The 21,648-nt window shown below is 63.4% G+C and carries 12 protein-coding genes and 3 pseudogenes; 6 read left to right on the top strand and 9 right to left on the bottom strand.

Annotated features, from left to right (window positions below; translation table 11 throughout):
* The first annotated feature begins 90 nt into the window (after nucleotides 1-90).
* The 4 genes and pseudogenes from OYT95_RS42625 to OYT95_RS42610 form a co-directional block, all read left to right on the top strand.
* Nucleotides 91-1,173: a tyrosine-type recombinase/integrase gene (locus OYT95_RS42625; RefSeq protein ID WP_268789437.1), complete on the top strand. Its 1,083-nt coding sequence runs from the start codon at nucleotides 91-93 to the stop codon at nucleotides 1,171-1,173.
* A complete protein-coding gene (locus OYT95_RS42620) occupies nucleotides 1,139-3,052 on the top strand; it encodes a tyrosine-type recombinase/integrase (protein WP_268789436.1) in 1,914 nt (637 codons plus the stop codon). Before OYT95_RS42625 ends, OYT95_RS42620 begins: the two co-directional genes overlap by 35 nt.
* Nucleotides 3,049-3,354: a hypothetical protein gene (locus tag OYT95_RS42615; protein WP_009480802.1), complete on the top strand. Its 306-nt coding sequence runs from the start codon at nucleotides 3,049-3,051 to the stop codon at nucleotides 3,352-3,354. The genes OYT95_RS42620 and OYT95_RS42615 overlap by 4 nt, the downstream gene beginning before the upstream one ends.
* A gap of 43 nt (nucleotides 3,355-3,397) precedes the next feature.
* A pseudogene (locus OYT95_RS42610) lies at nucleotides 3,398-3,613 on the top strand (IS3 family transposase); the annotation flags it as partial.
* Nucleotides 3,614-4,150: 537 nt separating this feature from the next.
* On the opposite strand, the gene OYT95_RS42605 reads toward OYT95_RS42610, so the two are convergent.
* Entirely contained in the window at nucleotides 4,151-4,735 is a 585-nt protein-coding gene (locus OYT95_RS42605; protein ID WP_268792539.1) for an LNS2 domain-containing protein, read from the bottom strand.
* A gap of 509 nt (nucleotides 4,736-5,244) precedes the next feature.
* Between OYT95_RS42605 and OYT95_RS42600 the strand changes: the two are divergent.
* A pseudogene (locus OYT95_RS42600) lies at nucleotides 5,245-5,504 on the top strand (IS6 family transposase); the annotation flags it as partial.
* A gap of 325 nt (nucleotides 5,505-5,829) precedes the next feature.
* On the opposite strand, the gene OYT95_RS42595 reads toward OYT95_RS42600, so the two are convergent.
* Nucleotides 5,830-9,345 carry a serine/threonine-protein kinase gene (locus OYT95_RS42595; protein ID WP_268792538.1) on the bottom strand — a complete coding sequence of 1,172 codons (3,516 nt, stop codon included), beginning with the start codon at nucleotides 9,343-9,345 and terminating at the stop codon, nucleotides 5,830-5,832.
* A gap of 230 nt (nucleotides 9,346-9,575) precedes the next feature.
* On the opposite strand from OYT95_RS42595, the gene OYT95_RS42590 reads away from it, so the two are divergent.
* Nucleotides 9,576-9,953, top strand: a complete 378-nt coding sequence (locus OYT95_RS42590; RefSeq protein WP_268792537.1) for a hypothetical protein — start codon at nucleotides 9,576-9,578, stop codon at nucleotides 9,951-9,953.
* 977 nt (nucleotides 9,954-10,930) lie between these two features.
* Here OYT95_RS42590 and OYT95_RS42585 read toward each other — a convergent pair.
* The 7 genes and pseudogenes from OYT95_RS42585 to OYT95_RS42555 all read right to left on the bottom strand — a co-directional run bounded on the left by OYT95_RS42585 (nucleotide 10,931) and on the right by OYT95_RS42555 (nucleotide 21,600).
* Nucleotides 10,931-11,962 carry a threonine aldolase family protein gene (locus OYT95_RS42585; RefSeq protein ID WP_268792536.1) on the bottom strand — a complete coding sequence of 344 codons (1,032 nt, stop codon included), beginning with the start codon at nucleotides 11,960-11,962 and terminating at the stop codon, nucleotides 10,931-10,933.
* Nucleotides 11,963-12,302: 340 nt separating this feature from the next.
* Nucleotides 12,303-13,525, bottom strand: a pseudogene (locus OYT95_RS42580) (CaiB/BaiF CoA transferase family protein).
* A 237-nt stretch (nucleotides 13,526-13,762) separates the two neighbouring features.
* Complete coding sequence (locus tag OYT95_RS42575; RefSeq protein ID WP_268792535.1) at nucleotides 13,763-15,265, bottom strand: aldehyde dehydrogenase family protein; 1,503 nt, start codon at nucleotides 15,263-15,265, stop codon at nucleotides 13,763-13,765.
* A gap of 197 nt (nucleotides 15,266-15,462) precedes the next feature.
* Nucleotides 15,463-16,041, bottom strand: a complete 579-nt coding sequence (locus OYT95_RS42570) for an adenylate kinase (protein WP_268792534.1) — start codon at nucleotides 16,039-16,041, stop codon at nucleotides 15,463-15,465.
* A gap of 57 nt (nucleotides 16,042-16,098) precedes the next feature.
* Nucleotides 16,099-16,683, bottom strand: a complete 585-nt coding sequence (locus OYT95_RS42565; protein WP_268792533.1) for a hypothetical protein — start codon at nucleotides 16,681-16,683, stop codon at nucleotides 16,099-16,101.
* Nucleotides 16,676-20,170, bottom strand: coding sequence for an indolepyruvate ferredoxin oxidoreductase family protein (locus OYT95_RS42560; RefSeq protein WP_268792532.1), 3,495 nt, complete (start codon nucleotides 20,168-20,170; stop codon nucleotides 16,676-16,678). Before OYT95_RS42560 ends, OYT95_RS42565 begins: the two co-directional genes overlap by 8 nt.
* A 335-nt stretch (nucleotides 20,171-20,505) precedes the next feature.
* Nucleotides 20,506-21,600, bottom strand: a complete 1,095-nt coding sequence (locus OYT95_RS42555; RefSeq protein ID WP_268792531.1) for a Glu/Leu/Phe/Val family dehydrogenase — start codon at nucleotides 21,598-21,600, stop codon at nucleotides 20,506-20,508.
* Nucleotides 21,601-21,648: the final 48 nt, after the last annotated feature.

Below are 21,648 nucleotides of genomic sequence, written 5' to 3'. Positions count from 1 at the left end.
CCGGCTAATCCACCGGATCGTTACCCATGAATCGACACGCCGTCCACGGAAATACTTGACCCCCATCGACGGTGGCGTTACACCTGTCTCATGACGAATCAGCACACGCTGCGTCTGGAGGCCGGCACCGACGTCGCCTGGATGTTGTCCGGGCCCAATGCCGACAACTACCCGCTGGTCAACCAATACCTCGGCTACCTCGCCGACCGAAACTATTCACCACGTACCCTGCGCGCCTACGGCTACGATCTGCTCGCATTCTGCCGCTGGCTCGAATCCCGGAACTACGACCTCGAATCGGTCACCACCAACACGGTATTGGACTTCATGCGGCATTGCCGCGAGACCTCGATCGTGGGACGCCCCGCGAACGTGCTGTCGATGACCGGCAAGCGCCTCGACCATTATTCGGCGACCACCATCAATCACCGGCTCGCCGCCCTGACCGGGCTGTTCACCTTCCGCACGCTGCGCGAACCCGACCTGCGCAACCCGATGCCCAGCGGACGGGAAGCCCGCAGAGTCAGCGCCGAGGAGCGCAGCGGTCTACTCGGACACCTGGTGCGACCGAAACGCCGATCGGTTCTACGCCTGCGGGAGCCGCGGCGACTACCACGGTCCCTGGATCGCCGGGAAACAGCCGACCTGCTCTCCAGCCTGCGGACGTGGCGGGACCGATCCCTCGCCGGTCTGATGTTGCTGTCCGGGTTGAGATCCGGAGAACTGTTGACCCTCGAAGTTACCGACGTTGACATCGGCGCCCGCTGGATACGAGTAGTGGGCAAAGGCGCGAAGGAACGCCGGGTGCCACTCGATGTGGAGGTCGCAGGGCTGATCCAAACGTATCTGCTCACCGAGCGGCCCGAATCGTCGAGCACTCGCTTGTTCCTCGTCGCCAAAGGCCCGAACAGAGGTAAGCCGTTGACGGCGGCCGGGCTGCGCACCATCTTCCGGTATCACCGGCTCAAAGCCGGAGTGCCCGCCGGGCACCCGCACGCACTCCGTCATACCTTCGGCACCGCGATGGCCGAAGCCGGTGTGGATCTGGCAGTGATGCAAGCACTGCTCGGGCACGCGCACGTCGACAGCACAGCCCGCTACATCCATTTGGCACCAACACATGTCAAGGCGGAATACGATGCAGCCCGCACACGACTACGCGCCCGCACCTGAGAGTCCGGCGGATATCTACGCCGCCTACCTGGTCCACCTCGAGCGGCGCCGTCGCGGCAACACCGCCTACACCCAAGCCGCTCGCTCGTTCCTGCGGCGCTGGCCGCAGGTCCAGCGGTGGGCCGACCTGCCCCTCGACACACGGTTGGCTGCGAACTGCTCGACCCGTCCGTTCATCACCTTCCTGATGGTCAGCCGAAGGCTGCAACCGGGCTACGACTACCTCGTCTCCCGCAAACTCGCGAGCCTCTGGCACGAACTGACCGACAGTTGCCTCGCACCGGACCTGAATCAGTTCATCTCCGCAGCATTGGAATTGGGATTCACCCAGCGCGTCGCATCGGCCATCGGGTCGCAAATCATCGCGAGGCTGCTGATTCAAACCGAACGTCCCCTGGCCGATCTACGCGAGAGCGATGTGCAGGACCTGCTGGACGCGTGCGATATTCGCCAGATGCGCACCGGCCGAGGTGCGAGGCACTACCGGAGCACCACCCACAGCGCGCGGCAGATTCTCTTTCACCTCGGGATCCTCGACAGTGAAGCCCGACCGGCAGTCACGCCGCTCACCCTCGACGAGCGGATGGCCGACGTCCCCGCGGCGCTGCGTCCGGCGTTCGTGGCCTACCTGCACCGCAAACGCGCCACCTGCGTGGCCAAGACGGTCAGCAGTCTCGCCACCCGCTTGGCGCACTTTGGCAGGTACCTCGCCGCCATCGACCCCGACATCGCCTCGCTGTCCGCGCTGGACCGGCGCCGACACATCGAACCGTTCATCACCTCACTGACCACCACCGTCAACACCGTCACCGGTGAGCCGATCACCGTCGCGGACCGGATCCGGCGCGTGCATGCGGTCGGCAATTTTCTCGCCGAGATCACCGAATGGGGCTGGGACGACGTACCCGCGCGGCGGCTGATCTTCCGCACCGATCTGCCCCGTCCGCAACGTTTCCTCCCTCGATACCTACCCGTTGATGCTGACCGCAAACTTGCTGCAGCACTGTCGGACTCGCCCTACAGACTGGCAGCCGATGCACTGTTGGTGCAGCGGGCATGCGGGCTGCGGATCGGTGAACTCCTCGACCTCGAACTCGACTGCATCCACGAAATACCCGGCCAGGGATCCTGGCTGAAGGTCCCCCTCGGCAAACTCGACTCCGAACGGATGGTTCCGCTCGACGAGGAGGTCCTCACCCTCGTCGATCGCATCACCGCCACCCGCTCACCCGGCCGACCCATGCGCCATCCCCGCACCGGGGCGCCCGCGGATTTCCTGTTCACGCACCACGGAAAGCGGCTCTCGCAGAACGCGGTGCGAGCAGAACTGGACCGAGCAGCCGAGACGGCAGGCCTTGGGCACGTCACGCCGCACCAACTCCGGCACACCTACGCCACCGCGCTCATTAACGCCGGGGTATCACTGCAAGCGCTGATGGCACTTCTCGGACACGTCTCGAGCCAAATGAGTCTGCGTTACGCGCATCTCTTCGACAGCACCGTGCGCACCGAATACGAACGCGCCTTGAACCTGGCGAAAAGCCACATCGGGCCGATGCCCACCGGCCGAACCCAGCTCCCGATCACCGACATCACCGACGGCGGGTGGAAGGACGCACCGGCGATCAAATCGCGCCTGGCCGGCGGCTACTGCCTGCGGGCACCCGCGCAAGGCTCTTGCCCTTACGCAAACATCTGCGAGCACTGCCCGAGCTTCCACACCGACTCCACCCACCTCGGAGTACTCGCTGCACAACGCGTGGATGCTCACGATCTCGCCGAAGATGCGGAAAAGCGCGGATGGATCGACGAGGCGAAGCGGCATCACACCCTCGTGTCCCGACTCGACGCGCTCATCGCGCAATCGGACACCGCATGAGCGAGAACGCCCTGGTCAGGGTTGAACGGATCTGCGCCGAACTCGCCACCACGGGACAGCCGATCACCTTCACCGCCGTCGCCGAACAGGCCCAGATCGGCCGGGCGACGCTCTACCGGGACAAGCAACTGCGCGCCGTCGTCGATGAACACCGCACCCGACAAACCGACGCCCGCACCCTGACCGGTCTCGCCACCGAGGTCGCGCACCTTCGCACCGTGGTCGAGGCGCTCGCCGCCACCGTCACCAAACACGAAGAACAACTGCGCCGCCTTCGCCGCAATCCACCGCCCCGACGATGAACCATTCTGACCTCGATCGGCACAAACTGGGCCGCGATTAGCCGGTCAATGTGGTGACAATGCCGCGATGGAATCGTTCTTCGCGTTGCTGCAACGCAATGTTCTCGACCGTCGCCGCTGGAGCAGCCGTGAGGAACTACGGTTGGCGATCGTCGGGTGGATCGAGACGACCTACCACCGGCGGCGCCGGCAACGCGGTCTCGGTCGACTGACACCCGTCGAATATGAGACGCTCCATCAGACCGCACACGCGGCCTGAAACTGCACACCCCGTGTGTCAACCAGGGCTTGTCGTACTCCCAGCCGATCAGCTCGGCGCGCATCGTCGCCGGATCGATCTCGCCGGCCGCGCACCGCGCGGCAACCTCATACGCGGTGCCGCCGTGGGTGCCCGGACGGACATCCGGTGCCTCGACTCGGGCCCGCTGCAGCATCTGGCTGATCGCCGGTTGGCTGACGCCGTTGACCTGCGCCAACCGTGTCTGGGTGACCCCGCCCTCGTACAGTTGCCGCAGGTTACGCAGGAACCCGATATGCGCGACCACCTCACGCGCCCGGTTCTCGGCCATGCTCGAGAACAACCGGTCCCGGTCCACCATGATCGTCATAACCCACACCTCCTTGATAAGTAGTCTTATACCCGCAGTTCCAGGCAGTAAAGGACGCCACAACAGCTCAGCGCGGGCCCCTCTACCCGTCGCGCCGCTGGGGCCGGTGACACGGCGACCAGCGCCCGCGTGGTTCCGCTCCGCTCGCGGCCCACCGGTCCGCAGGACGGCTCAGTCCTCTCCCTGTGTCAGCGTGCCGCGCCTGCGGTGCGGCGCACCGTGTGGCCCTGACCGCGTGGTCGGTGCATCCTGTGACCGGTCGGTCTCCCACCTGCCCCGGCGGTCAGCGTGGCGCGCAGCTTTTGCACCCGCAGCCCGGACAGCTCCTCGAAGGAGTGCGCCCGCACCCCGCGGGACCGCAATGCGTCTACGGTCTCCGGTTCGTCGTCGACGAACGCCGACAACCATCGCCCGACGGCCCGGCAATGGCCGGCCTTGACCTCGACGGCCGTACGGTGATCGCCACGAGCCCGACACAACAGTGCTCGCCCCGGTGGAAAGCCGTTCTCCCCGAGCCACATCCGGGTCTGCTCCGCGTACGAGACGGGCCTGGTCGTCGAATACACCACCACGAACCCCAGCCCGGCCACCGCCTCCACCACATCCCGGCCCGCCTCGACCACTGCCGCCTGTCCGACATTGTCGAAGAACCGCTGCCACGCCTGCCGGCGGCTCCCATCCGAGTTAGCGGCGGTCAGGAGGTGAGTGAATGCCGACAGGTCCGCCACACCGCCGTCGATGTCGACCATCACCACCCGCTCGCTCCCGCTCACCTCCCCGAGGCTAGCCACCTGGCCGGCAAACATCCTGGTGCCACGCCCACACCGACGAACGCCGCGGAGAGCAGCCCCGTGTCGTGCCCGCTAGAGAGCCGTAGAGAACGCAACAACCGTGTTCGACTCACGACCAGCTGCTGGTCATCACCTCTTGCGATCGACTTCACCGACAACGGCCGCACGCCGTAGGTCACCGAGACGGACGGGCTCACCGCTGGTTCGGGGTCGATCATCGACACCACTACTCGCGCAGTCAGCGCGACCATCCCTGGGGCCGCATCCGCGGGCGGCATCGCCGCCGCACCTGACGGACAAACCGCTTACATCGCACAGCACCCCCACCAACGGCCGCCACCGCCCTCGACACCACCACCCGCGCGGTCATCGCGACGGTCCCGATCACCGAGAACGGGCAACTCATAGCAGTCACCCGAACAGCCCGACGCCTACGTCACCAGCTAATACGACACCGTCACCTCCAAGACCCGCAGGCCGATCGAGCCCCCTCGGTCGAGCATCGCCGGTCGAAGTATCTGAGCAATCGAGCCGAAAACTCGCATCAGCCGACTCGGACTCGGCAACGGAGCGCCGGATGAAGCGGTTCGCCTCACCCGGGCAGGCGCAACGGTTCCTGTCCGCGTTCTCCGGCATCACGGGGCACTTCCAGCTGCGGCGGCACATGTTGTCGGCATCCGACTGGCGACGCGAGATGACCGCACGCTTCGCGGCGTGGAACGACATCACCGCGACCTCCACCGCGGCCTGAACAACGCACCCAGCCAACACTTTCCGGACCAGAAGTAAGCCAAACCGGCTGCACCACTGCGACTATCACTCAAGTTGACGATGCCGTTCGGAGAGCATCGATCACCTTCATCGTCTCAATGCTCACTGTGGTGACCTTCTTGATGCGGTCGACGAGCACGACGGGTCGTGTGCTCGTCGCACCAATCACCAGGGGCGTTGACGATGCCGGATACAGCGCGTCTGTCTAATAGTCACTCGCTGCCACGGTTACGCTGCTCGCCGCCCTACAGGCACCTGCTGCACCATCCATGCCCACGACGGGATTCGCCACTAGAATAGTAGTTTCAAGATCCGTGCTCGGCGGTCAGGACCTCTGTCAGAAACGAGACTGGAATTGGTGACCACTCCGGTGGCCAGTTACCGCTGCGTTGATCGTCTTGGAGGGCTGCGATGATGGAGAGTATGTGTGGACCTTCATCGGACAGGAGACGGACGAGGCCGAGATCGGCGCACTGGGCCGCGATCGGGGCCAACGTTCTCTTGGCTTGCACGATCCTCTTTGCCGCCGCAAGGCATCCTGTAAGCAGAAGATGCGCCTGTAGCAACGCCCGCGGCCGGCCCTGGCCCTCGAGGTAGTTCACCAGCGCCGCTGCTCGTGCGCATGCCTGATCGAGTCGGTTGGGCTCGTCTGTCGCCACAAGTATCCTTATCGCCGAGTCTTCGCGGAGTTCGGCGGTTACCGTCAGAATGCCGTCTCGTTGTCGGCGCAGTTCAGCGTCAGCACCGCGCACATCCTGTGAGGTTCGAGGGTTCGCATCGGTTTCGGATGTTGCGGACAGTCCCCACCTTATCTCCTCGTTCCTGATTCTGGCGGCCAACCGCGGGAGCGCGAGAACTTCAGCCGTCCTTGCTCCGTCGTGCAGACGTCGCACCGCGGATTCGAGATCGCCGCGTAGCGCCTTGATTCGCGCCCCAATTGCATACGTGGCGAGCATGAAATCAACTACGCCGCCCTCGGATCCGAGTTGGTAGCTTTCGTCCAGCAGCCGCTCGGCGGCGGTAACGTCGTTTCGCTCGTACAACAACTCGCCGAGGAATGCACCCGCCAACCTCACCGCGTACGAATGGCTGCCGCCGTATTCCCTGGCGAGGTGAAGTGCTTTCTGAAAGTTTTCCTCGGCTGCCGCGATATCGAGTTGTTCTCTCGCTGCGATCCCGACACAGCAGTATCCGTACATCACGCTGAACGGCCCGCTCGTCCGCTGATGATAGGGGGCTGCCCAGTCCTGCCATCGTCGCGCCGCTACGAAGTCGAACCGGTAGATCTCAAACCAGCTAATGACGTCCGCTGCCGCGGAAACGACCCACGGGCGCAGAGTATCGGGTCTGGCAAGGCATTCCGACACCAACTCGTCCACGCCGTCGATCCGGTCCGCGGAGATTGCGATAGCTCCTTGGACCACATCGGCCTCCACCCGTAGGTCCGCAACTTCGGAGGCGGGAAGCGGGCTTTTCTCGAGCAACGAATAGACAAGGTCGAGTGCCGCCTGTGCCGCCGCATTATGCTGCACTTCGTGAGCCCACGCCACTGCGAGCTGCAGTCGTGGGCTCGACAGCACTTGTCGCGGTGGCAGTTTCGCGACCAACGCGAGCAGGGTGGACATCTGGGAGTGCTCGAGCAGGCGCGTTCCGTCCAATTCGACCAGCTCGACCGCTCGCTGCTGGTCTCCCGCTGCCAGTGCATGATCGACGGCCTCGCTGAGGAATTCGTGATCGGCAAACCACCGCGATGCCGTCCGATGAAGCTCGTTGACCCGGCCAGGGTGATCCCGGCCGAGCCGGCGCCGCAGAAACTGCGCGAAGAGATGATGATAGCGGAACCACTCCCCGTCCTCATCCATCCTTCGCAGGAAGAGGTCCCGATCCTCGGCTTCCTCGAGCATCGCCTGCCCCCGAGCCACCCCGGCCAGCGCTGACGCGAGATCGCCACTGGTCCGCTCGGTTACGGAGGTCGCCAGCAGGAACTCGAGAGTCTGGGGTTCCAGCGTATCGAGCACGTTCTCGGCGAGGTATTCGCCGATGGCGTGATGTCGTCCCGACATGTGCTCGATCAACTCGGCGGGGTCCTCGCACCCACGCAGCGACAGGGATGCCAACTGCAGCGCGGCCACCCATCCGTCGGTCGATTCCCGCAGGCGGAACACGTCGTCATTCTCGAGTGCCAGCCCCGCCAGGTCGACGAGAAAGGACCTCGACTCCGCGTCGTTGAACCGCAATGCGGTGGAATCGATCTCGACGAGTTCATCGCGAACCCGCATCCTACTCATAGGGAGCCCGCCCTGCGTTCTGCTCGTGACAATGACCTGGAGGTGGTGACAACCATTCTGGAGGAGAAAATCCAGCGCTCCGAGAGTCGCATCATTCGTTACCCGGTGCCAGTCGTCGATGACAGCAGCCATGCGCTCACCGCTGTCGTGGATCTCGTCGATCAACGAGGTCAGAACGAACCGCTCAGCCTCATCACCATGTTCCTCGAGCATCTGGCCGAGCTCATTCGCCACCGCGGGCCGGACCCGTCGGATCGCCTCGATCAGGTGCGTCAGAAACCACACGACGTTGTTGTCATCGTCGTCTACGCTCAGCCACGCAACCGCCGTCCCCTCCTCGCTCAGAACGTCACGCCACTGGGTGGCGAGCGTGCTCTTGCCGAACCCGGCCGGCGCGTGAATCACTATCAATCGTCGCTCCTGGCCGGCACGCAGGGTTTCGATCAGTCGATCCCGCGCAACCAGCGATCGGGTGGGAGTCGGTGGTCGAAACTTGGTTGCCGGTGTCGGCGGCGCGTGGACCGATGCAGGCTGCTTTCGGTCGTCCATCGTGAGTCGACGGGGACTGGCCGACTCAGGTCCGGTTGAGTCTTCGAAGACACCTTCGCCGATTTGCTGTTCGGTGCCGGGATCGGCTGCCAGCGCAAGCTCATCCACACTGCAGCCATGTCGACGCTGAATCTCGCGAAGCTCGTCCCCAAACTCGGCTGCGGTGACGGGACGGTCAGTTGCCTTGCCAGCCATTGCCCGTTCGATGGCCGCGCACACGTCGTCGGGAAAGCCCTCCCCGCGCAGATCAGGTATGGGTTGCGTGGTGATCCGAAGGAATTGGGCGACTACTTGCTCCCCCTTGCGGCGTTCGAAAGCAGCGTGGCCGGTGACAGCGCAGAAGAGCGTCGCGCCGAGGCCGTAGATGTCCGCTCTCGAGGTGGGTGGTTCACCACTGAGCACCTCCGGGGCAGTGAAGGCCGGCGAGCCGGCGACAGCTCCCGTGGAGGTCTGGAAGCCGCCGGCGATCCGGGCGATACCGAAATCGGTCAACTGAGGTTCGCCGTAATCGGTCAGCAGGATGTTGCCTGGTTTCACATCGCGATGCTGGGTGCCGACGCGATGTGCGGTCTCGAGGGCGCCCGCCAGCTTCACCCCAACTCGGACCGCCTCCTTCCAGCCGAGCGGTCCGGAGCCGTGGATCCGTGCATCCAGCGAACCACGCGCGTGGTACTGCATCACGAGGTACGGTCGACCGCTTTCCGTGGTGCCGACCTGATGGATATTGACAATGTTCGGGTGGCCGGACAGCCTGCCCATTGCTTGTTGCTCGCGCAGGAATCGCTCGAGGTTTTCAGCATCGAGGTCGGAGGTGAGGACTTTGATGGCGACAATGCGATCGAGGGAGGGCTGTTCGCATCGGTAGACCACACCGAACCCGCCGCGACCGATCTCCTGCGCATTCTCGAAACCGGCCACCGCTAGTTCCGTTGTGATCGCCGGTATCAGCTCACGCTGCGTCGCCAGTGGATCCAAATCGGCCATCGACGGCCCTCAATCCCTCGCTGCGCTATCAGCGGCGACGCCGTGCCTCCAGCTCGATGCTCGGTCCACACGAGTGCGTGCAGACGGAGCTGAACACAAACCTCTCGACGGCACATCCAATGCAACCACCTCTTGATACCGTTCACCCCAGGATATCGCCTATGTGCGCCACGAGGCTCCCAGCATCCATCAAATTGCGGAGTCCACCTCCTCTGTGGTTGTGTTGCCGGTTGCCGTCCTCGTTGTCCCCCACCGCTGCCGAGAGCCTAAACCGGCCGCGGCGGGCAGCGCGTCTGCTCGAGCAATGGCTCGCGCACTCCGCGCTGCTGCGCATTTTCATGCTGCCCGCAGACCACGAACGGCTCTGGCCCAGCCTGGTCCATCCGTGCAATCCCGCCCTGGGGGCACCGAAGATCACCAGGGCCTCCCAGCTGAGATGGGTTCAGCAGTATGACCTCCTCGGTGCCGACGAAAAGCCGTTGAAGATCCACCGGGCCCGGATCCGCACCGCTCATCACGCGATTCGCGGCAAGCGCACCTGGACGGGCGGCGGACTGGCCGCGATCGACCCAACTCCAATCCGGCCGTCGAGGGCGATCACTATCTGACCGCTACAACCCCGGCCCAACGCAACCGTCGAAGCGATCGCCGAGGATGCCTAGGACGATCTGCCCGCTCGTTCCCAACCGCCCACGGTCCTCACCGAGGACCTCTGCCGCGCTGGCCCGAGAGTATCCGAAACTCGTCGCCGGCCTGGGCATGGACCACACTGTCGCCGCATGCCGCGGCGACACGCCGAACAACATCATCACCAACTGCCCCACGCGGCGGCAAAGGTTAATAGACAAGCTCAGGCAGGCTGTATGAAGTTCTTCTCGTAGGCCACATCCCGCGGCGAGTTCGGCGGATAGACCCGTCCTGTGTCGACTTCCATGGCTGAACCTTCCCGTCGACAGTCCACCGGCGCAGGTACATCTGGGGCACATAGTGGTGCCGCCAGGCCTTCTTCTCCGCCTGACGTTGTGGCTCGGCCACGAACTCCTCGGACAGCTATTCGTGCACGAATCCCATAGACCTAATCGTGGTCATCAGCTCAGGCAACATGCCTTGGAGCGCTCGACGCGACCCTCATCGCTTGCCAGATCCGCCGAAAGCTCAACGACGTCAGTTCATTCATCCTCGAAGACGACGCGGCGTCCCATGTCTTGGACCGCGTCGGCGAGCCGGCTTCACCTCGAGGTGACGTCTAGAGCTGCCCCTATCGTTTTGACGGGAGGCCGTGACATTACCCCGTGGATGCGTCCGCGTCGCAGGAGACCCGCTGGTCGCTGGTAGAGCCCGAAAGGGACGATGAGTTCATGGCTGAACGTCAGCGCCGCTCTGTCTAGACGGACCCGAACTCGAGGACGGAGCGCGGTGTCAGGTCCAAACCGCTTCGCGGGTCCTCGACATGAGTGAGGGATTCCACGATCCTCAGCCAAAGCCGCTCGAAGGTTTCGTACGGCCCCAAGACATCCAGGACGATTAGTGCCGGACCGAGTCGAACCACTTGCCGATCCGTATGCGCACTGGGCTGAGCCGCAAATCAAACCAAGTCTGCCAGGTCGCTCAGGCGGTAGACCCGGTCGAGGACGTTATCGATCGAGTGGGAGTCGACATCGCGATGTGTGACGAACCGCACTTTACCTACGACGGAAGTCGCTCCAATCCCCTCTGCGGAAAGCCTTTTGACCATTCGTATCGGGTCGGCGACTTCGACGAGCACGATGTTCGTGTCAGGCCGGTGGGCATTCCAACCACGTTCGCGTAGCCCGTCGGAGAGCCTCTGTGCGTTCTCGTGATCGTCGGCGAGCCTGTCGATCGAACGCAAGGCGACGAGACCGGCGGCGGCGAGAACACCACCTTGGCGGACCCCACCCCCGAGCATCTTCCGGAACCGACGCGCTTCAGAAATACGTGTGGCGTCTGCTGCCAGGATCGACCCCACCGGCGCGCCGAGCCCTTTACTCAAGCACACCTGCACTGTGTCAGCTCCTTGTGTGAGGGTGGTGGCAGCTGAACTCAGTGCCACACAAGCGTTCCACAGCCGGGCCCCATCCAGGTGCACATGAAGGCCCAGTTCCTTCGCCACGACGACTAGATCAGTCCACTCCTGCGGAGGTATCACGGATCCCCCGGAGAAATTGTGGGAGTTCTCGAGGCAGAGCAACGTTGTACGCAGACTGAAGTAGGGGCCGGCGGACACCGTCGCCCGTTTGATAGTCCCGGGGGTAGGGCGCCCAGGGCCGGCATCGTGGGGCAGTGCCTCGGGCATGCCTTGGGCAAGCCACGCCGCTGTACCTAATTCGGAATCTAGAACGTGTGCGTGCTCTGGGGCAAGAAACCGATCACCTCGGTCGAGGTGAAGCATCAGCGCAATTATGTTCCCCATCGTCCCACTCGGAACCCACAGCGCCGCAGGCATGCCCAGCATGTCTGCCACCCGGCATTCGAGTTCGGCCATCGTGGGGTCGTGGTCGAGGACATCATCACCGACCTCGACCTCTGCCATCGAACGGCGCATGTCGGCGCAGGGTTTGGTTACGGTGTCGGATCGGAGGTCGATTTCGAAATTCATACTTGCCCCCTTTCGCTATCTGTCGGAAGCACAGTCCGCGGCGACGGCACAGACCCATCTGCGTGTTAATGAGGTCTATGAGAAGGTTTCAAGCGGTCAGCTTGGCGAGAGGAGCAGCTGCGCGGGGTGTGTGCTGAGCAGGTTCGCAGAGGCCTACGCAACCGCTGTAGTCGAGTCCGCGTACCGCGTCCGAGCCATTCAGTTCCTCCACCAACGAGAGTCAGGTTTGGATGGATGCGTGGACGGCACGGCGGGCGCAGACTCCCCACCGCGCCATCCACGCGGCGCCGACTCGAGATCCACCCGAGTCGACACGTTCTTCGAGGCCACGGCGCCTCGTTCACGACCGGCTGGTGGCCATGTGTCCGTGCTCGTGGGGGGCCTGATCGCCATCGCAGCCGGCATCGATCCAGGCGAGGATCTGCTCGGTGTGCTGGCCGAGGGTGGGCGGCGCCGCGTGATCCGCTCGCACCAGCGACTGGCCGTGCGCGGTTTCCATCCGCAGCGACGGTCCGGGGAGCTGCACGGGGCCGACGACGGAGTGGTCCACCTCGACCACCAAACCCTGGCTGCGGGTCTGCTCCCACTCGTAGACCTCGTCGATCGTGCGGATCGAACCCACGGGAACACCGGCCGCCTCGAGGACGGCGAGCACGTCGGAGCGGGTGCGGTCGGCGAACTCAGCTTCAATCGCGGCGATGAGCTCCTCGCGATTGCCGACCCGCGCGAGGTTGACCGCGAAGCGGGGGTCGGCGGCGTTCAGGTTCGCCACCGGTGCGAACTTCTTCCAGATCGACTCGCTCCCGACCGCGATCTGCACGTAACCGTCGGCGCAGCGGAAACTGCCGTAGGGGGCGATCTGTGGATGGTGGTTGCCGGACCGCTGGGCGACCTGGTCGCCGACCGTCCATTTCGTGCCCTGGAAGGTGTGGGCACTGATGGCGGCCGCGAGGAGGTGCGCACCACCATCCCCTTGCCGGTCTTTTCTCGGCCAGCCAGGGCCGCGGACACGCCGGTGGCGCCGTGCACGCCGGCGAGCACGTCGGCGATGGGTACGCCGATGCGGGTGGGCTCACCGTTCGGACCTCCGGTGACCGACATCAGACCCGCCTCGCCCTGGGCGATCTGGTCGTACCCGGGACGCGAGCCCTCGGGCCCGTCGTGGCCGAACCCGGTGATGGACAGCGTGATCAGCCGCGAATTGAGATCCTCGAGGACCGGTGCCGAGAATCCCAGACGGTCGAATGCGCCCGGTCGCAGGTTCTCGATCAGTACATCGGCGCGTTGGATCAGCCGGCGCAGGGCGTCGCGGCCGTGCTCGCTCTTGAGGTCGAGCACGATCGACTCTTTGTTCCGGTTGGCCGACATGAAGTACGACGAGTGGGGATCGCGCTCGGGTCCGACGAACGGCGGCCCCCAAGTGCGCGAATCGTCGCCGGTTCCGGGGGCTTCGACCTTGATGACCCGGGCGCCGAGATCTCCCAGCATCATCGCTGCGATCGGTCCCGCGAGTGCCCGCGAGAGGTCGAGGACGAGCATGTCTTTAAGGGGTCCCACATTCATGTCTTGATCCGTCCTGTGTGAAGAAGCACGGCGAGAATTCGGAGACGTCAACGGTGTTGCCGGTCAACGAGTCCGATTTTCCGTGTTGCGTGCTCGCCGTGGGGTAGAGAGGGAGGTTCACCGACCCCTGTCGTTCGGAGATCGCGATCGACGATCAGGCGAGACCCGCCGCTGGACACGATCTTCGGAACCCCTCCCCACCGGCGAGCGTACCTGCGGCACCGCGCTCGGCGAGTGTCAGATCGAACGCAGGCGCACGTTCACCTGCTTGGTCTGGGTGAAACCGGCGATCGTGCCTTCGACCGATACCTCGCGTCCGATCCCGCTCTGCTTGTAGCCACCGTAGGACTGACCAACCATCTGTCCGCCGCCCTGGTTGACCTGCACCCATCCGGTATCGAGAGCGTGTGCGGTATTGAGCGCCAAGTCGAGGTTGTGGGTCCAGACGTAGGCGGCGAGCCCGTAGTGAGAGTCGTTGGCCAGCTCGATGACATCGGCGTGCTCGGTCCACGGGATCGCGACGAGCGCGGGTCCGAAGATTTCTTCCCGGGACAGGCGCCAGGAGTTGTCGGCACCGGAGAACACGGTCGGGCCCATGTAATAGCCGTCGGAGTTGCCGACCTTGGCGGGGGAACCGTCGAGGAGCACCGAGACCTGGGACGAGCTGAGGCCGTCGTCGAGGAATCCGCACACCGACGCGAACTGCTTGTCGTTGATGATGGCGCCCATGTCCGTGGACTCGGCCAATGGGTTGCCGACCTCGAGAGTCGCGAGGGTGTCGACCAGACGCCCGAGCACGTCGTCGTAGATGTCCTGGTGCAGGAACAGCCGGGACCCGGCGGTGCAGCTCTGCCCCTGACGGTGCACGCGGGTCGAGAGCAGCAGCTGGTTGATGAACTCGTTATCGATGTTGACGTCGGGGAACACGATCGAGGGGTTCTTCCCACCGAGTTCGAGGGAGACGTGCGCGAGCCGGCCGCCGGCCTCGCGGGCCACCCGCCGTCCCACCTCGGTGGACCCGGTGAACGAGACCTTGTCGACGCCCGGGTGCTGTACCAGGGCCTCACCGGCGACGGAGCCGCGTCCGGTGATGACGTTGAGCACACCGGCCGGCAGAAATTCGGCGCAGATCTCGGCGAGGAGAAGCACGCTCAGCGGTGCGGCTTCGGCGGCCTTGACGACGACGGTGTTGCCAGCCGCGAGGGCGGCGGGGAGCTTGAAGCCGGCGATCATCAGCGGCGAGTTCCAGGGCAGGATGCAGCCGACGACGCCGAGCGGCTCCTGGCAGGTGTACTGAAGTTGGTCGTCGCCGGCGGGCAGCACGGTGCCCTTGATCTCGCCCGCGACGCCGGAGAAGAACCGGAACAGATTCGCCAGGGTGAGCACCTCCGGGCGGGCCTGCGTACGGAGCGCGTTCCCGGTGTCGAGGGCGGTCAGCCGGGCGAGCTCCTCGGATCGGCTCTCGATCGCGTCGGCGATCTTCCCGAGAACACGCTGGCGTGCGGTGAAATGCTGGGACCGCCACTTCGGAAACGCGCTGCGCGCGGCCTGGACCGCCCGGTCTACGTCGGCGGCCTCGGAGCTGGGCACCCGGCCGATGACGTGCTCACGCAGAATCGGTGTCGTCACGTCACTCCACTCGCCTCCCCGCGCTTCGACCCACGCACCGTCGACGAACATGGAGTAATCGCGAGCGGCAGGGATCTGGAGCTGCTCGGGGGAGGTCTGTGTGGACGTCATGGCCTACGACTCCTTGTGTCACTGCGGACGGTTAGTGGTCCCGCCGACGGTCGTGCGGGTTCAGAGGAATATCGGGATTCACGCACGAAAGGAACTATGCGGAACAGGTTCGGGCGAGACCTACGCGGCGAATAGTTGTACAGAGAAAACATCCGCACGACCCGGGTGGTTGCAAGTGTGCGCGGTCAGCCTCGGTACTACCCCAGCTCTGAGTACTGCAGTAGCGGGATCTGTTCACTGAGGGCATGCACGGTGCGTGCCCGTACCTCTTCGACCTTGCCTTCGGCACGCACAGTGACGAGGATGGGCGCGTAATAGTCACGGAGTGCTTGCTTTTCAAGATTGTAGAGGCGCGATCTGTGGCGGACGACATCCGGCGTGTCATCGACGCGGCCGCGGGAGAGCATGCGGATGAGAGCCTCTTCTTCGGCAATTTCGAAATCGAGTACGGCCCAGAGTTGGTTCAGTTGTTCGTTGAGGATTTCATCGAGCGCGATCGCTTGCTGAACGGTTCGGGGGAAGCCGTCGAGGATGAACCCGGACCGCGTGTCCTCTTCGATCAGCCGGTTGTGCACCATGTCGATGGTGACATCGCCCGGAACCAGTTCACCGGCATCGATGTAAGACTTCGCCCTCATTCCCAGCTCGGTGCCTTCGGAAATGTGGTGGCGAAACAGGTCGTTGGTGGAGATGCGTGGGAGGCCGAGTGTCTGCGAGAGCAACTGTGCCTGGGTGCCCTTACCCGCGCCGGGTGGGCCCGTCAGAACAATGCGCACGGAGGTGCCTTTCGAGATGTAGTAGGTGAATCGTGCGCTGTTGTGTCTGGTGTCGGCCTACCCACCGAGGGCCTTACGGCTCAGGAGCACGAGTGCAGGCCGTTGCGAGGACGCGACCCTGACCTCTCCCGTCATGCGTGGGTCGATGTGCTTCGACAATCGGGTTAGGAACTCGTCGATCCGCTTCCCGCTGTCGAACAACTGCATCACGATGCACTTCATCGAGTACCGCAGCGGAGTCGCGTTGAACTCGTATCCCAGGGTTGCGAGTTTATCGACGTAGTATCCAGTCGCGGACACTTCGACCGTGAGGTCCTTGAACTTGAGACTCTCCTCGAACGTCTCCCGTCGAACCTTGACGACACCGACTAGATGATTGATCCGCTTGACCAATGCTTCGTCAGTCAGGGCGGCGGGTCTTCGAGAAGTAACGACCATGCCTTGGCTACCACCGGACCGTATCGATTTCCACGTCGACAGGTTCTGCAACTCGACACTGTGTCGCCAGAAGAGCGTTGTCAGGCGCGGGATTACGTCGGCGGTATCGCTGCACTCAATCGAGTACGTCTCGAGTTGAGGGTCCGTTCCAAATGTCGGCATCCCATACTTCCGCGGCGTCTCCGCGGCTGCGAGGCTAGACATCACTTCGCTCCCCGTCGCGGTGTGGAAGGTATTGGTGCATCCCGAGTTCAAGTAGTCGAGTGGTATACAACTCGACGTTGTGGAGCTTGATTTCTTCGTACCCACGCACGATGTCGGGTAGTTGGGCGATCTCAACGGCTTTGTCGTATCCGACCCGATCGAGAGTGACGGCGAGGTCGGCAACCATGCGTCGATACTGAGTTAGTAGTTCCCGTTCGACTCTGCGAACGTGGGCGTATCCGAACGGGTCGAACTTCGTTCCTCGCAGTCTCTTGCCCTTCGCTAACACTTTGAGGGCGAAGTGCGATCTCGGTCCCAGCCCGATCTTCTTCTTGCGCCCCATCGCTCGCAGAATCGGCGGATGGAGCCTATAAGTCAGTTTCTCGCCTGCCGGCACTTGAGCCTTGACATCGTTGAGAAATGCCGGATCGACCAACATCCGCGCGACCTCATATTCGTCCTTGTACGCAGTGAACTTGAACAACCCGCGAGCAACTGCCTCGCTGAAGTCGGTTCGCTCGCTCACCTGTCGCTCAGCCGCCCACACCAGTTCAATCTGCTCGATGTACTCGTGTGCCACACGCGTGGATTGGAACTCGATGAGTTGGGCGGCGCGCAACTCGACCATTCGGCGCACTTCTCCGCCGAAGGTGGTGTCCGCGAAGAGGTGCGCCGGCGCCACCAGTGGTTCGTCCTTGACGTTGGCAAGTGCTGTGGCCTCCTTGAAGGCTGCCGGATGGTCGATCGCGGTACGGCCCCAGCGAAAGGCTGAAGTATTCGCTTCTACTGCGACGCCGTTGATTCCGATGGCCTCTTCGATCGCCGCGGCGGGCAAACGCAAGCCGCCCGCCTGGTAGGCGGCGCCGATCAATAGGAAGTTCGCCGCTGCGGTGTTGCCGAACAACTCCTGAGCCGCCGCGAGGGCGTCGAACGAGTGCACGGTTTGCGAGGCACCAGCCAATCTATCCAGCAACAATTCTGTGTCCGGATATTGCACGGATTTGTCGTACACCATGTCGCCGGTCGGCGTGGCGCTCGTGGACGCGATCGAAATAGTTGAGCGTGCATGTCCGTACGCGAGATTCTTGTTCTCAGTAGCGGTCAGTAGATCGAATGCGAGGATGCAGTCGGCGTTGCCGGGGGTGAGTCGATTGGATGGTTCGAGAGCGCTGGCGCTGAAGCGGAGATGGGAGACGACCGGGCCGGCCTTCTGGCTCAAGCCGATCTGATCGAGACTTTCGACCTCGAGACCCGCACGCAGCGCCGCGGTGGCCAACACCTGGTTGACCGTCACGATCCCGGTGCCCCCGATTCCGGCCAGGAAAATGTTCTGCGTCGTGGACCCGACTGTTTGGTCTGGCTCGGCGCACGCGGGGGGTGTCGGGCGAGCGATTCTTGGTGGCTTCTTCCCTGGGTTCAGCTCTACTGTGACAAACGACGGGCAGTCTCCGTCGAGGCAGGTGTAGTCGGTGTTGCAGGATGTTTGGTCGATGCGGGTCTTGCGTCCAAATTCGGTGTCGACAGGTTGTACCGACAGGCAGTTCGACTTGACGCCGCAGTCGCCGCATCCTTCACACACGGCCTCGTTGATGATCACCCGAGTGTTACGGGTGGGTAGTGTTCCGCGCTTACGCTGTCGGCGGGCGTCAGCGGCGCAGTGCTGGTCGTAGATCAGGACGGTTACTCCCTTGATTTCGCGCAACTCCCTTTGCGCGTCATCGAGGCGATCTCGGTGCCATAGCTTTGTGCCTTTGGCGAGCTTCCGCTTGTTGTGCCGATGAGGTTCGTCGGCACAGACGATGATCTGCTTGACACCCTCGGTGATGAGCTTGTGGGTCAATTGCGCGACCGAGAGTGCGCCTTCGGCATCTTGGGCGCCGGTCATGGCTACCACATCGTTGTAGAGCAGCTTGTAGGTGATGTTCACTCCGGCGGCAACGCATGCCTGCAGTGCCAGTTGACCTGAGTGGAAGAAAGTTCCGTCTCCGATGTTCTGGAAGATGTGTGGGACCTCGGTGAACGCTGCCTGACCAATCCACTGGCTTCCTTCACCACCCATCTGCGTCAGGCCAGTGACCGCGCTGTCTTCTCTTCCGGACATGGTCACCAGAATGTGGCAGCCGATGCCACCTCCGCCGAGGGAACCATCCGGAATGGCTGTCGATCGGTTGTGTGGGCAGCCACTACAGAAATAGGCAGTTCGGTTGTGCGGCAGAACATCTAGCTTCAGCGGCGCAGGAAGAGGGCGTCTCGTTTCGACGCGCCCGTCCAGGATGCGTCGGAGCGGGGCAAGGAGGCGTCCGGAGGTCAGTTCGCCCCCCGCGGGCACGAGGTCTCGACCTTCGAAGTCCTTCTTGCCCGCGATCTGAGGAGCGTTGGTCGCTCCGTAGAGGATCTCGCGGAACTGGGATTCGAGGAAGGCGGTTTTGTCTTCCACGACGAGCAGGTGGTCGAGGTCTGCAGCGAACTGGTTCACCGTGTCAGAGCAGAGTGGGTAGGTCATCCCGACGCGCAGCAAGCGGATGCCTGCGGAATGGAGGTGGTGGTCCTCGACGCCGAGATCGATCAGCGCCTGCCGCACCGAATCGAATGTCGTGCCTGTGGCCGCGATGCCCAACCTCGCCTCCGGCGGGTTCACCTCTATGACATCGAGCTTGTTGGCGGGACCGTACGCTTGAACGATCTTCCACCGGGGACCGACGAGGTCGGCCTCGGCGGCGAGGATACTGGATGGTGCGACCGCCATCGGTCGTTGCGTGTATACGAATGGACGTCCCCTGTGTTCAACAGTGGGAACCGTGATCGACAGATCGGCGAAATCATCCGCCGATACATTCCAGGCGCCGTCGGCGACGTCGGCAACGATCTTGAGGGCGACCACACACCCGGATGCGCGGGACAGAGCTACTGCGTGCATACCCATGGTGATGATTTCGCGGGCATTGCGTGGAAAGAGTACGGGCACTCCGAGGGCAGCAAGGGATCGCTCGCTGACGGCAGGTACCGTCGACGACTTCGAGGCGGGATCGTCGCCCACCATGAGAACGATGCCCCCCTTCGGATTTGCACCGTAGATATTGGCGTGACGGATGGTGTCGGTAGCGCGATCAACTCCAGGGCCTTTGCCGTACCAAACACCGATTACCCCATCGTGGGTGGCGGCACCAGGCGCAAGGGTTGCTTGGCTACCCCATACTGATGTCGCAGCGAGCTCCTCGTTCAAGCCAGGGACGAATCGAATGCTGTTCTCGTCGAGTACATCCTGCATGCCGCCCAGCATGCGGTCGACACCACCGAGGGGACTTCCTTGGTAACCGGAGACAAAAGTCCCGATCGCCTGTCCACGAGCGGTGTCGCGGACATGTTGCTCCACCAGGAATCGCGCGATCGCCTGCACGCCGGTGAGGAGTGTTGGCCCCGCGCCGTGCCTGTATCGATCGTCGAGGTCGTAGGGTTTAGTGAGGTCATCCGTCGCCGAAGCAGTCATGATGGAGACCACCGTCCAATCTGTTTGCTTTCCGGAATGCCGGTACGTAGTGGGATCCTGTGATCCGGTCGTTGTACAAGTCACGCGCGAGCACGCTGGGCTCAGGTCGTCTGCGCTCGTTTGCCGTGGCGGAGAAGTCCAGGAAATGAATGCCTACGGAGCCACGTGCAGTGTTAATGAGTTGGCCGGCGGAGGAGCCCGGCCACTGAGAACCCGCTGGTGCGTCGAAATGAGGGGCAGTAGCGAGGGAGCTCACTCTGCAATGAGAAGCTCTGACACTCAGAACCACGAACGCGAAGTGGAAACACGTGTGGTGACCTGGAGGTCATGCACCCTTAGGATCCCGGTGTCCAGACGGCCTTCAGTCGGCTAATTTCGCGGATGCGTTGCTCCGCGAGGCGATCCGCAGCAGCGGCGGTCGTCGTATCTTCTCTGGTTGCGGTCTCGAGTACGTTGAGTGTCGTGTCGAAGATGCCTGTGGCACGAAGTTTTGCGCGGTCGAAGTCGAAACCGTTCAACTCGTCCGCTACTTGGATAACTCCGCCTGCATTGACGCAGTAGTCAGGAGCGTACGTAATCGCTCGTTCCTTCAGTCGCTTGTCGATTCCGGGGTGGGCTAGCTGGTTGTTAGCCGCGCCGCAGACAATTCGTGCGCTCAGCTCATCGACAACTGTGTCGGTCAGAGCGCCACCGAGTGCGCAGGGTGCGTAGATGTCGAGAGCTTGCCCGATCAGTTCCGCTGTCGTCTGAACGACACGCACGCTTGGGTAGTCGTCCAGCAGCGACTGCACTGCGGGTGCGAAAGGATCGGTAACAACAACCTCGGCGCCCGCATCAATGAGGAGTGCGGTTAGATGGCGGCCGACCTTGCCGACCCCGGCCACTCCTACGGTGCGGCCCGCGAGCGAGGTGCTGCCCCATACGTGGTGAGCCGATGCTCGCATGCCTTGAAACACGCCCCACGATGTAAGGATCGACGAGTCGCCCGCTCCACCCTCTTCGAGCGACCGGCCGGTGACGTACGACGTCTCGCGCGCGATGATGTCCATGTCGGGACTGGAGGTGCCGACGTCACACGCGGTGTAATAGCGGCCGGCGAGCGTCTCCACGAACCGCCCGTACACTCGCAGTAGCGCTTCGCTCTTCATGGTGTTCGGATCACCGATAATGACTGCCTTGCCGCCGCCGAGGTCGAGGCCAGCTAGGGAATTCTTGTACGCCATGCCCTTTGAGAGGTTGAGGACGTCGGAGATCGCGTCGTCCTCGCTAGCGTAAGGGTAGAACCGGGTGCCTCCCAGGCCGGGGCCGAGGGCAGTTGAATACAGGCCGATGATCGCCTTCAGCCCTGATTTCTCGTCCTGGCAGAAAACTACCTGCTCGTGATTCTGATCGGTGACCCTGGTAGTCGACCGCAGTGAGGTCTCGTTCATTGTGTGTACTTCTTCCGTGGTTGTGAGCGCGGGATATGCGCTCGAGAG

This window comes from Rhodococcus sp. JS3073 (assembly GCF_026810085.1).
GTDB classification, from domain to species: Bacteria; Actinomycetota; Actinomycetes; order Mycobacteriales; family Mycobacteriaceae; genus Rhodococcus_F; species Rhodococcus_F wratislaviensis.
The sequence above is the reverse complement of the archived record's forward strand: the minus strand, read 5'-3'. Positions and strand labels throughout refer to the sequence as shown.

What these genes read in the sequence shown, in the direction of transcription:
- OYT95_RS42625 (WP_268789437.1), top strand. Translation starts at nt 91, where the DNA reads ATGACGAATCAGCACACGCTGCGTCTGGAGGCCGGCACCGACGTCGCC.
- OYT95_RS42620 (WP_268789436.1), top strand. Translation starts at nt 1,139, where the DNA reads ATGCAGCCCGCACACGACTACGCGCCCGCACCTGAGAGTCCGGCGGAT.
- OYT95_RS42615 (WP_009480802.1), top strand. Translation starts at nt 3,049, where the DNA reads ATGAGCGAGAACGCCCTGGTCAGGGTTGAACGGATCTGCGCCGAACTC.
- OYT95_RS42595 (WP_268792538.1), bottom strand. Translation starts at nt 9,345, where the DNA reads ATGGCCGATTTGGATCCACTGGCGACGCAGCGTGAGCTGATACCGGCG.
- OYT95_RS42585 (WP_268792536.1), bottom strand. Translation starts at nt 11,962, where the DNA reads ATGAATTTCGAAATCGACCTCCGATCCGACACCGTAACCAAACCCTGC.
- OYT95_RS42575 (WP_268792535.1), bottom strand. Translation starts at nt 15,265, where the DNA reads ATGACGTCCACACAGACCTCCCCCGAGCAGCTCCAGATCCCTGCCGCT.
- OYT95_RS42565 (WP_268792533.1), bottom strand. Translation starts at nt 16,683, where the DNA reads ATGTCTAGCCTCGCAGCCGCGGAGACGCCGCGGAAGTATGGGATGCCG.
- OYT95_RS42560 (WP_268792532.1), bottom strand. Translation starts at nt 20,170, where the DNA reads ATGACTGCTTCGGCGACGGATGACCTCACTAAACCCTACGACCTCGAC.
- OYT95_RS42555 (WP_268792531.1), bottom strand. Translation starts at nt 21,600, where the DNA reads ATGAACGAGACCTCACTGCGGTCGACTACCAGGGTCACCGATCAGAAT.